Source organism: Syntrophomonas sp. UBA5494, from assembly GCF_002426325.1.
Genome location: NZ_DIPG01000119.1, coordinates 1,114 through 11,951, shown reverse-complemented (window position 1 = coordinate 11,951; position 10,838 = coordinate 1,114). Strand labels below are relative to the sequence as shown.

At 51.4% G+C, this 10,838-nt stretch carries 13 protein-coding genes and 1 pseudogene; all 14 read left to right on the top strand.

Annotated elements, in window-relative coordinates; genetic code table 11:
- The first annotated feature begins 166 nt into the window (after positions 1–166).
- Positions 167–1,513, top strand: a complete 1,347-nt coding sequence (locus B3W37_RS13130; protein ID WP_483168563.1) for a glycosyl hydrolase family 18 protein — start codon at positions 167–169, stop codon at positions 1,511–1,513.
- Between the two features lie 164 nt (positions 1,514–1,677).
- Complete coding sequence (locus B3W37_RS13125; protein WP_483168565.1) at positions 1,678–2,370, top strand: uracil-DNA glycosylase; 693 nt, start codon at positions 1,678–1,680, stop codon at positions 2,368–2,370.
- Between the two features lie 27 nt (positions 2,371–2,397).
- The gene (tsaE, locus tag B3W37_RS13120) at positions 2,398–2,874 is read left to right on the top strand and encodes a tRNA (adenosine(37)-N6)-threonylcarbamoyltransferase complex ATPase subunit type 1 TsaE (RefSeq protein WP_481042903.1); all 477 of its coding nucleotides are present in this window, start codon (positions 2,398–2,400) and stop codon (positions 2,872–2,874) included.
- The gene (gene tsaB / locus B3W37_RS13115) at positions 2,855–3,577 is read left to right on the top strand and encodes a tRNA (adenosine(37)-N6)-threonylcarbamoyltransferase complex dimerization subunit type 1 TsaB (RefSeq protein WP_483176096.1); all 723 of its coding nucleotides are present in this window, start codon (positions 2,855–2,857) and stop codon (positions 3,575–3,577) included. The genes tsaE and tsaB overlap by 20 nt, the downstream gene beginning before the upstream one ends.
- Positions 3,574–4,029: a ribosomal protein S18-alanine N-acetyltransferase gene (gene rimI, locus B3W37_RS13110; protein WP_483176095.1), complete on the top strand. Its 456-nt coding sequence runs from the start codon at positions 3,574–3,576 to the stop codon at positions 4,027–4,029. Before tsaB ends, rimI begins: the two co-directional genes overlap by 4 nt.
- Before the next feature lie 9 nt (positions 4,030–4,038).
- Entirely contained in the window at positions 4,039–5,052 is a 1,014-nt protein-coding gene (tsaD, locus tag B3W37_RS13105; RefSeq protein WP_483176094.1) for a tRNA (adenosine(37)-N6)-threonylcarbamoyltransferase complex transferase subunit TsaD, read from the top strand.
- A 154-nt stretch (positions 5,053–5,206) separates the two neighbouring features.
- On the top strand, positions 5,207–5,989 hold the full coding sequence (gene lgt / locus B3W37_RS13100) for a prolipoprotein diacylglyceryl transferase (protein ID WP_483168572.1): 783 nt from the start codon (positions 5,207–5,209) through the stop codon (positions 5,987–5,989).
- On the top strand, positions 5,989–6,576 hold the full coding sequence (locus B3W37_RS13095; RefSeq protein ID WP_483168573.1) for a 5-formyltetrahydrofolate cyclo-ligase: 588 nt from the start codon (positions 5,989–5,991) through the stop codon (positions 6,574–6,576). The genes lgt and B3W37_RS13095 overlap by 1 nt, the downstream gene beginning before the upstream one ends.
- Positions 6,577–6,792: 216 nt before the next feature.
- A complete protein-coding gene (locus B3W37_RS13090) occupies positions 6,793–6,966 on the top strand; it encodes a hypothetical protein (RefSeq protein ID WP_483168575.1) in 174 nt (57 codons plus the stop codon).
- A 38-nt stretch (positions 6,967–7,004) separates the two neighbouring features.
- The gene (moaA, locus tag B3W37_RS13085) at positions 7,005–7,982 is read left to right on the top strand and encodes a GTP 3',8-cyclase MoaA (RefSeq protein WP_483176093.1); all 978 of its coding nucleotides are present in this window, start codon (positions 7,005–7,007) and stop codon (positions 7,980–7,982) included.
- Between the two features lie 41 nt (positions 7,983–8,023).
- The gene (gene moaC / locus B3W37_RS13080) at positions 8,024–8,461 is read left to right on the top strand and encodes a cyclic pyranopterin monophosphate synthase MoaC (RefSeq protein ID WP_481043094.1); all 438 of its coding nucleotides are present in this window, start codon (positions 8,024–8,026) and stop codon (positions 8,459–8,461) included.
- 27 nt (positions 8,462–8,488) lie between these two features.
- A complete protein-coding gene (locus tag B3W37_RS13075; protein ID WP_481042918.1) occupies positions 8,489–8,977 on the top strand; it encodes a MogA/MoaB family molybdenum cofactor biosynthesis protein in 489 nt (162 codons plus the stop codon).
- A gap of 198 nt (positions 8,978–9,175) precedes the next feature.
- Positions 9,176–9,466: a co-chaperone GroES gene (gene groES, locus B3W37_RS13070; protein ID WP_481042920.1), complete on the top strand. Its 291-nt coding sequence runs from the start codon at positions 9,176–9,178 to the stop codon at positions 9,464–9,466.
- A 27-nt stretch (positions 9,467–9,493) separates the two neighbouring features.
- Positions 9,494–10,838: pseudogene (groL, locus tag B3W37_RS13065) on the top strand (chaperonin GroEL); the annotation flags it as partial.

The following is a 10,838-nucleotide window of genomic DNA, read 5'->3' as shown; positions in this document are numbered from 1 at the left end:
CGCTCAATCAACGTACTATTTGTACGACTCAATCGCGGGCCTATTGAGCGTCTTGCTCTTCGCTTCCGTCGTTCGCTCTGCCTTTCTTCTGTAGAGGGAAGGCGGAACCAGGGCTGGCAGATAATCGTCTAAACATTAAGATCTGGCTATAATGGAGGCTGAGTAGATGTTGGGGAAAAAAGCAGTCATAGTGCTAGTCATAGCCATGTTAATTTTTAGTATCCCGGTGTTCCCGGTGACAGCCGATTCCAATCCAAGGATACGCATAGAAGGTGAATTGAAGCATTTTCAACCCGGGGCCCTGCTCATCGGGGGGCGCACCATGGTGCCGGTTCGCTTCGTGGTTGAGGATTCCGCCCTGAGAGGCGCTGTATATTGGGATGGCGCTCTGCAGAAGGTTGCCCTGGATTGTAAGGGCAAATATATAGAGTTTATCATAGGCAGCCAAGAGGCTAAGGTGGATGGGGTGACAAAGAGGTTTGACACCGCTCCGCTCATACACCAGGATAGGACCTATATTCCGCTGCGTTTTTTGGCAGAAACCCTGGGCGCGACCGTGAGCTGGGACAGTGACAGGCGGGAAGTCAATATTTCCTTTAGCTACCGGCCCGAGGTGTTTGCCTACTACTATTATACTCCCTGGGATGAATTTACCGAGAATGCCGATCTGTTCACCGATGTGGCCTTGCGCTGGTTTGAAAGCAACAGCCGGGGTGAGCTGAGTTATGAGTACCAGGATCAATATCAGAAAGTATTGCAATATGCGCGGCAAAAAGGTATCCGCACCCATCTGGGAGTGGCCTTGATGGATAAAGACGCCCTGCATATCCTGCTCCGCAATTACAGCTATCGCCAGCATTTGATACAGCAGCTGAATCAGCAAGCCAGGGCGGATAAATATGACGGGGTAAACATTGATTTTGAGTTTATTCCCCCGGCTGATGCCCCTTATTTCACCCAATTTTTAAGGGAATTAAAGGCTGCTTTAGGTCAGGACAAGACGCTGTCAGTGGCGGTATTCGCCCGGACCGGTGAAGAGAACTGGCCGGTGGCATACCAGTATAAAGAGATCGGGAAAATTGTGGATCGGGTAGTGGTAATGGCCTACGACTATTCCTATGCCGACAGCGCGCCTGGCCCGGTGGCTCCGTTGTGGTGGGTCAAAGACGTGAAAGACTATATGATGGCCAATATACCCCGCGAAAAGATCCTGCTGGGCTTGCCCACTTATGGATACAACTGGACGGCGGGAGGGAAAGCGGTTACCGTCACTGCACCCAAGCTGGCCGCGATACAAAGCAAGTATCAGGTTAAGGGCGGTTTCGATGCAGCCAGCATGAGCCCCTACTATAATTACACTGATGAGAACGGGCGGCAGCACACCATATGGTTGGAAAACCAGGCCAGCCTGAATGAGAAGTTCAATGTGGCCACTGCTGACCGTCTGGGTGGCATTGCCTTCTGGCGCATCGGCAACGGCTTCGACGACTTATACCAGGTTTTGCGCCAGTAGCCGATCCTGAACAGAAAATAGTAACCGGGGAGGGTGGAGCACAATTCAAAGCTGCTGAGCCCTCCTCTTGCTGTGCCGGTCTGGTCGGGGCAGCCGGCATGTATTATAATAATAATGGCAATTACATGGAAAATATGGACTAGAAGCCAATGGGAGAGGGGAAAATGTCTACAGAGCAACCGGGGTTATTTGATCAGGAAGAGACGGCTCCAGTAGAGAAAGCTACGCTGCCGCCAGAGATAGTGCCGCCCCAGGTTTTTCTTCCCGGAGTAAACTATGAACAGAGTTATCCGGGCGTCAATTCTATGCAAGAATTAAAAACCGTGGCGCTTGGATGCAGCAATTGCCGGTTAAGGGAAGGATGCCAACAGGTGGTTTTTGGCGACGGCAATTCACAGGCCCGCCTTTTATTCATCGGAGAGGGGCCGGGTAAAGACGAGGATGCAGCCGGACTGCCTTTTGTAGGCCGGGCCGGGCAGTTGCTGGATAAAATACTGAATGCAGCCGAATTAAAGCGCAGTGAGGTCTATATCGCCAATGTGGTTAAATGCCGTCCTCCCGGCAACAGATTGCCCAATCCCGACGAGGTAAAACACTGCCGTAATTTTCTGGAAGCCCAGATTCGGCTGCTAGACCCGGCAATAATCGTTTGTCTGGGTTCGATGGCCAGTCAGGTGGTGATTGATCCTGCCGTAAGAATAACCAAAATACGCGGAACCTGGTTGACCCGCCAGGGCAGGAGTATTATGGCCACCTTCCATCCGGCCGCACTGTTGCGCAATGAAGCTTATAAACGGCCTACCTGGGAGGATTTCAAGGCGATTCGCAACGCCTACCGGGAGCTGCCGGACAGGTAACCGCAAATCATCATGAGGTGACATGATTTGGAACTCATCGTAAAAACCGAAGAGGATATGCTTGGCCTGGGAAAGACCCTGGCCTCTGTCTTAAAAAGCGGGGACGTGGTCTGCCTGCATGGCGTCCTGGGCGCAGGCAAGACCACTCTGGCGAGGGGAGTAGCCCGGGGCAAAGGATATCAGCAGCGTGTTACCAGCCCCACTTTCACCCTCATGAATATCTATCCTGCCCGGGATCCCATTTATCATTTTGATTTCTACCGCCTCGGCTGCGGGGATTTGACCGACCTGGGATTGGAAGACTATCTGGAAAAGGACGGAATATGTTTGATTGAGTGGCCGGAGATCGGGGCGGACTCCATACCGCTTGAAGCCATGCACATATATATCGGCCTGACCGACGAGGACTATGATCGGGAACGGCTGGTCAGCATTAAAGCGACAGGGGAAAGCTATTGCCGCAAGATAAAGGAGTTGGAACAGATTGTTGATACTGGCTGTTGACAGCGCCACCCAGGTGGCGGGCGTGGCCCTGGTCGCCAGGGATAGAGTGATCCGGGAGGAATTCATCAACTTCCGCAGGAATCATTCGGAGATATTAATGCCGCAAATCGACCGGGTCATGAAAGAGAGCCAGTGCGATTGGGCACAGATTACCGCCCTTGCAGTGACGGCGGGGCCGGGATCTTTTACCGGCCTGCGCATTGGCATGGCAACTGTCAAAGGTTTGAGCCTGGCTACCGGGCTGCCGATTGCCGCAATACCAACCCTGGATGTTCTGGCTCACAACCTGGCCGGCAGCCATGCTTTGGTAGCGGCTTTACTGGATGCGCGCCGCCAGGAGGTATACTTTTCCTGTTATGATGTTCAAGAAAGATATCCACTGGGGCTGTTGCCTATGATGGCCTGCTCTCCGCAAAAAGCAGCCCTCGAAATCGATGCCCTGCTTGAGATAACAGGCCGGGGAAAGGTTATTTTGGTGGGTGATGGAGTGCCTCCCTACCAGGATTACTTTGTTGATTTTTTTGCGGAGCGTTTGCTGCCGGTTAGCCCGCATCTGATGCTGCCCAGGGCTGCTGCCCTCGGCAGCCTGGCCTGGCGGGCCGCAGATGCACAAAAGCTTGAAGATGGACTTAACGTCAAGCCGTTGTATATACGCCTGTCTGAAGCGGAATATCGTTTGGAAAAAGGAGTAAGAGCACAGTGAACCAGGATTTTTTGATCCGCAAGATGACCGGCCGTGATTTGGACGAAATCATGCTCATAGAGTTAGCGTCCTTTACCCTTCCCTGGTCCAGGCAATCCTATGAGAACGAGCTAAGCAACCGATATGCCACCTATATGGTGGCTGATCATGAGGGCGTGGTGGCTGCTTACGGCGGTATGTGGGTGGTTGCCGACGAAGCTCATATCACCAATGTGGCGGTGGCGCCCCGCTACCGCCGCCAGGGAATGGGAACCAAGGTCTTGCAGGCATTGCTCAACACCGCCGGGCAAAAGCGGGTCAGCCGCATTTTTTTGGAGGTGAGGGCTTCCAATGATGCCGCCTTCAAATTGTATAGCGGGCAGGGGTTTGCCCCCACCGGAGTGCGCAAACAATATTACTCGGACAACGATGAAGATGCCATTGTTATGATGAGACAGCTTCAATCTCCGTGATGAGGATAAATGATGAAAGAAACATATATATTGGGAATCGAGACCTCGTGCGATGAAACCGCGGCCGCCATAGTAAAAAACGGTCGGGAGATACTCTCCAATGTGGTGCAGTCGCAGATCAGCCTGCACCAAAAGTTCGGCGGAGTGGTGCCTGAGGTGGCTTCCCGCAAGCATATTGAAACCATTGCCGCCGTGGTCGAGGAGGCTTTTGCCAAAGCAGGCCTTGCTTACCGGTCTATCGACGCCGTAGCGGTCACCAACCGGCCTGGACTTATTGGAGCCCTCCTGGTGGGATTAAGCTTTGCCAAGGCCCTGGCTTATGCATTAAATAAGCCAATTATAGCGATCAATCACCTTCATGGTCATATTTATGCCAATTTCCTGGAAAACCCGGAGATAGAGTTTCCCTGCGTGTGTCTGGTGGTTTCAGGAGGTCATACCAGTCTGGTCTATATGCCTTCTCACCAGGACTACCAGTTGATTGGGGAAACCCGTGACGATGCGGCCGGGGAAGCCTTTGACAAGGTAGCCCGTTTCCTGGGCCTGTCTTATCCGGGGGGGCCTGCGGTGGAAAAGGCTGCCCGTGAGGGCACGCCCGGTGTGAATAAACTGCCCCGCATCTATCTGGACAGAGAGGATTTTGAGTTCAGTTTCAGCGGATTAAAAACGGCAGTTATGAACCAGTGGCGCAAACTGGAAAAGCTTGGCCTGGCTGATGTTAATGATATGGCGGCCGAATTCCAACAGGCCCTGGTGGAGGTACTGGCGGAAAAGACCATCCGTGCGGCGCAAAAATACCAGGTCAAAACCGTACTCATGGCCGGAGGGGTAGCTGCCAACTCCCTGCTAAGGAGTACTTTAAAGGAGAAAGCCGCAGAAAAACAGCTTAAGGTGGTCTATCCACCGCTTTCCCTGTGCACCGACAATGCCGCCATGATAGCAGGCCGGGCCTATATCCAGTATATGAATCAGGACTTTGCGTCACTGGAACTCAATGCTTACCCTGGTCTTTTGTCCCTGTGAAAAATCCCTGTGGATATTGTGGATAAGTCTGTTGATAAAATAGAAGAACACTAGCCCAAATCCCCGGTATATCTGATATACTCTAGAATAGTACCGGGGCCTTTAATTCGGTTCGAAACGGCCCTGTGGATAACTGTAGGGAGGAAAAGAAAAGTTGCATCCGATACTTATTAAAATAGGCTCATTTACAGTTTACTCATGGGGGGCTATGCTGGCCCTGGCAGTGCTCATCGCAGTATGGGGCATCAGCCGTATCGCCCGCCGCGAGGGTTATGACAGCAACCTGGTTCTGGATCTGGTGATCCTGTGCGTCTTAGGGGGGCTAATAGGGGCCAGGCTGGCTTATGTGCTGGTTTATGATTGGCCGGGGTTCCTGGCCAATCCTTTGATTGTATTCGCCATCGGCCCGGGTGGCATTGAAGGAATGATCTGGTATGGTGCCTTTATCGGAGGCATTATTCCTTTTGGGCTTTATATCTGGAAGAAAAGCCTGTCATTCTGGAAGATCGCTGATATGTTCAGCCCGTACCTGGCCCTTGGATATGCCTTGGTGCGGATTGGATGCTTCCTGCGGGGCTGCTGTTATGGCAACATCACCACTGGCCCGCTGGGAATGGTCTTTCCTTACATCGACGGCTTCAGCCGTTATCCCACTCAGCTGTTCAGTTCTGCTTTAAACCTGGTCTTGTTTGCATTCCTGTTATGGTTCTATGAGCGGCGCAGCTTCAGCGGGCAAGTCTTCATACTATACCTGCTGGGTTACGGCGTCTATCGATTTATGATTGAATTCTTCCGTTACAGTGTCATTTATATAGGTCCGTTTACACTGGGGCAGATTTATACCCTGGGATTGCTGGCAGTTGGTTTGGGCCTTTACTACTGGCGGAAGAGGCAGTATGACGGTGCAGTCTACGTGTCCAGAAATAGGAGGCGCTGATGCCGGCAAACAGAATAATGCCGGGCAAGCCGGAAACGAGGCGGGAGATGTTGCAGCAGCGCGAACAGCTAGCGCCTGCGGAGGTGCAGCTGTTCAGTGAAGAGATCGTTCACAAACTCCTGGAGCTAAAACCCCTCCAGGATGCCCGGGTCATCATGGGCTATATGAGCATCCGCAACGAGGTGGATCTCGGGCCGCTTTTCGAGCAGCTGCACCAGGAGGACAAGATGCTGCTTCTTCCCCGGGTAGACGGGTCAGAAATCCACGCCATCCACTTTTCGGACCCGGCCGGGCTGCAGAAAAGCCGGTATGGCATTTTGGAACCGGTGGGACCACCCTTTGCCCCAGAACGAATTGATGCCGTACTGGTGCCTGGTGTGGCCTTTGATTATCAAGGCTATCGGATTGGCTATGGAAAGGGATATTATGACCGTTTTTTACCGCGGCTCAGGAAGTATGCCTTCACCTGCGGGGTTTGTTACGAGTTTCAGGTCATTGTTTCGGCTTTTCCTCAAGCGGCGGATTGCCCGGTTAAATGGATAGTTACCGAACGATCCGAACTGATGATCGACGAGCGGTATTTTTGATTATTCAGGAAAGTGACAGCGGAGGCATGGCCGCCGCTGTCCATATTTTCGACTGGGGTAGAAAAATTGTTTCGTATTTATGGATCAGCCTGCGAAAACTCGCCTCATTTGTAGAAATAAGTCTAGGGGTGTATAATAAGAGGCACAAAACTGCCGATGAATCATACTGCGGCAATAAACCTTCCTAACCGGGGGTAGTGTAAGGGGGGAATGGGAATGAGAGATGAGGAAATCATTCAGCTGTTGCTGGACAAGTTTCCCGGTAAACGCATCAGTTGTGCCGAGGCTAGAGAATTAGCTGCCGGACTTAAGATGGAGCTGTCCCGGATGGGGGCCTTATGCGATCAAGCCGGAATCAAAATCTCTGCTTGCGAATTAGGATGCTTCTAAGCATGGTATAAGACTGGCCCAGGGGAGGGGGGTCTTTTTTGCGTGACAACTATGGACGTACGATAAGCTATATGCGAATGTCGGTAACCGATCGCTGCAATTTGCGGTGTCGTTATTGCATGCCGGAATCAGGCATAAACAAGCTGGAACATGACAAGATATTATCATTTGAGGATATTATAGCCATTGCCGAGGCTGCCAGTGATTTAGGCATAAGTAAAATCAGGCTTACCGGTGGCGAGCCCTTGGTGAGAAGAAACATCACCGGATTGGTCAGCCAGCTGGCGGGCATACCTGGCATTGAGGAAGTTACCCTGACCACTAACGGTACACTTTTTGCCAGGATGGTCAAAGCCTTGCGGGCCGGGGGGTTAAAGAGGGTCAACTTCAGCCTGGACAGCCTGTCAGCTGAGAAATACGACTATATTACCCGCGGCGGCTGCCTGGAGGATGCCTGGAAGGGCATACTGGCAGCCATGGAAGCCGGCATGCATCCGGTGAAGTTAAATACCGTTATAATAAAAGGTTTTAATGATGATGAAATATTGAAATTTGCTGATCTGGCCCATCGCTTTCCCCTGCAGATTCGTTTTATAGAGTTTATGCCGGTGGGGGATCTGCTGTTTTGGGATGAAAGCAAAGTACTCACTGTTAAAGAAGTTAAAGCCATTTTGAATAAACATTATCATTTGTTGCCTGTCGCCCAGGTCGGCAATGGACCGGCGGAGCATTTCAATCTGGAGGGCGGTCAGGGCGGCATAGGCTTTATCAGCCCCATGAGCAATCATTTTTGCGCCAGGTGTAACCGCATACGGCTGACTGCCGAAGGCAAACTCAGAAATTGTCTTTACGATTATCACGAAACCGATTTAAAAGCAGCCCTGCTTCAAGGCATCAACCGGCAAGAGCTGCGCCAGTTATTAGCCCAGGCCATCAGCCGTAAACCCGAGCGGCATCATATGGATACCGGATGGGGCGAAGCAAACAATCGTAAAATGTACCAAATAGGGGGTTAACTGTGGAATTCACCCACCTCAATTCGTCAGGCCGGGCCCGTATGGTCGATGTCAGCAATAAAGAAGACAGCACCCGTCAAGCCCGGGCTATGGCGGTTGTTAAAATGAAACCTGAAACCCTGCAGGCCATCCAGGCAGGAGCGATTACCAAGGGAGATGTATTGGCGGTAGCTCAGGTTGCTGCCGTTATGGGCGCCAAGCAGACCCCGCAGCTGATTCCCATGTGCCACCCCTTGATGCTCGCTTCAGTAGATGTGGAATACGGTTTTGATCATACAGCGGGTGAACTGCATATAGAGACCGTAGTCAGATCGACCGGCAAAACCGGAGTGGAGATGGAAGCCATTACGGCTGCGAGTATAGCCGCGTTAACCATCTATGATATGTGCAAGGCGGTTGACCGATGGATGCAAATATCGAACATCTGCCTTCTGGAAAAAAGCGGAGGAAAAAGCGGGCATGTCAGGCGCCCGGATTAAGCATAGACGCGGTTTGGAGTGATTTAAATGTATCAGACCGGAATTGTGGTTATGAGCGACAAAGGTTCCCGCGGAGAGCGCGAGGATCGCAGCGGCGCCAAGATTGCCGAACTGCTGGGGGCAGATTTTCAGGTTGCCTTTTATAAGCTCATACCTGATGACAAGCCCACTATAGAGGAGACCCTGGTTTACGCTTGTGACCAGCTAAAGCTGGATCTTCTACTGACCTCCGGAGGCACCGGCTTCTCGGTTCGGGATGTTACCCCCGAGGCTACCGGCAGCATTATAGAAAAAATGGTACCGGGCATCCCGGAGCTGATGCGCTGGACGGGTTTGAAGACAACTCCCCGGGCAGCCCTTTCCAGAGCGGTGGCGGGGATACGCGGGAAAACCTTGATCATCAATCTGCCAGGGAGTGAACGCGGGGTAAGGGAATCCCTGGAGGCCATCCTGCCAGTTTTGCCCCACGGTCTGGATACTTTGATCGGGTCCTCGGTGGAATGCGGAGAAGCTTAGCAAACGAAATTTAATGATTTTTAAAGGTATAAAAAGAAATTCCCCGCAACATAATACTAATTAATAATATCGGGCAGAATCAGCTTAGTTTTCTATTTGAATACTTGGCCGGTCTTGCCTAATATTATAGCTAGGTGTTAGCACTCGCTACGAATGAGTGCTAATAATAAAAGCAACATTTTAAAAGGGGGTATACCTTTGAAAATTCAACCATTGGCAGACAAACTGGTAGTCAAAGTAGTGGAAAACGCTGAAGAAAAAACCAAGAGCGGTCTCTATGTTCCCGACACTGCTAAGGACAAACCGCAGGTTGGCGAAGTTCTGGCAGTAGGTCCCGGCGCTCTCAATGACAAGGGCGAGCGGATCCCGATGTATGTGGCCGTTGGCGACAAGGTCATCTATGCAAAATATGCCGGAACCGATATCAAGGTTGACGGCGAGGAACTGTTAATCTTATCTGAAAGAGACGTCCTGGCAAAATTGGCTTAAATAACAGATTAAAAGGAGGATACATAGATGGCTTCCAAAGAGATTAAATTCAGTGAAGATGCGCGTAGATCATTGGAAAAGGGAGTAGACACCCTTGCCAATGCAGTTAAAGTAACCCTGGGCCCCAAAGGCCGCAATGTAGTATTGGATCGCAAATTCGGTTCTCCCACCATCACCAATGACGGTGTCACCATTGCCAGAGACATTGATCTGGAAGACCCTTGGGAAAACCTGGGCTGTCAGCTGGTAAAAGAAGTCGCCATCCGGACCAATGATGTGGCCGGCGACGGTACCACTACTGCAACCGTACTGGCACAGGCTATGATTAAAGAGGGTTTAAAAAACGTGGCAGCCGGAGCCAATCCCATGATCATGAGACATGGAATTGAAAAGGCTGTTAAAGCTGGAACCGAAGAAATAAAAAATATCAGCAGAATCGTAGATTCCAAAGAGGCCATTGCACAAGTAGCGGCTATTTCCGCCGATGATCCTGAAATCGGTGCATTGATCGCTGATGCGATGGATAAAGTGGGTAGAGACGGGGTTATCACTGTAGAGGAATCCCAGTCAGTTGGCACCACCCTGGAAGTCGTGGAAGGCATGAGTTTTGACCGCGGCTATATCTCCCCTTACATGGTTACCAATACTGAAAAGATGGAAGCAGTTCTCGAGGATCCCTATATTCTGATCAGCGATAAAAAGGTCTCCTCAATTAACGAGATTCTCCCCGTCCTGGAAAAGGTTGTACAGACCGGCAAACCTCTGCTGATTATAGCCGAGGATGTAGACGGTGAAGCTCTGCCCACCCTGGTAGTCAACAAATTGCGTGGCACCTTCAATTGTGTGGCGGTTAAAGCACCGGCCTTCGGTGACAGAAGAAAAGCCATGCTTGAAGATATCGCTATTCTGACCAATGGCCAGATGGTATCTGAAGACATCGGCGTTAAAATGGAGAACGTAACCCTGGATATGCTGGGTAAAGCCCGCCAGGTGGTAGTAAACCGCAATGAAACCATCATAGTCGACGGCGCTGGCTCTGAAGAAGCCGTTAAAGGCCGCATCGCGGTAATCAAGAAACAGGCTGAAGAGACCGAATCCGAATACGACAAAGAAAAACTGCAAGAACGCATGGCCAAACTGTCCGGCGGTGTTGCGGTCATTCAGGTAGGCGCTGCCACTGAGACCGAACTGAAAGAAAAGAAGCACCGTATTGAAGACGCCCTGGCAGCCACCAAGGNNCCGCTGTTGAAGAAGGCATTGTTTCAGGCGGAGGCACCGCTTTGATTAATATCATCGGGGTTATCAATGCCCTGCAGGCTGACGGGGACGAAATGACCGGAATCAACCTGGTCAAGAAAGCCCTGGAAGAACC

Excerpts from the sequence above, each read along its gene's own strand:
- B3W37_RS13130 (WP_483168563.1), top strand. The coding sequence starts at position 167 with ATGTTGGGGAAAAAAGCAGTCATAGTGCTAGTCATAGCCATGTTAATT.
- B3W37_RS13125 (WP_483168565.1), top strand. The coding sequence starts at position 1,678 with ATGTCTACAGAGCAACCGGGGTTATTTGATCAGGAAGAGACGGCTCCA.
- tsaD (WP_483176094.1), top strand. The coding sequence starts at position 4,039 with ATGATGAAAGAAACATATATATTGGGAATCGAGACCTCGTGCGATGAA.
- B3W37_RS13095 (WP_483168573.1), top strand. The coding sequence starts at position 5,989 with ATGCCGGCAAACAGAATAATGCCGGGCAAGCCGGAAACGAGGCGGGAG.
- B3W37_RS13090 (WP_483168575.1), top strand. The coding sequence starts at position 6,793 with ATGAGAGATGAGGAAATCATTCAGCTGTTGCTGGACAAGTTTCCCGGT.
- moaC (WP_481043094.1), top strand. The coding sequence starts at position 8,024 with ATGGTCGATGTCAGCAATAAAGAAGACAGCACCCGTCAAGCCCGGGCT.
- B3W37_RS13075 (WP_481042918.1), top strand. The coding sequence starts at position 8,489 with ATGTATCAGACCGGAATTGTGGTTATGAGCGACAAAGGTTCCCGCGGA.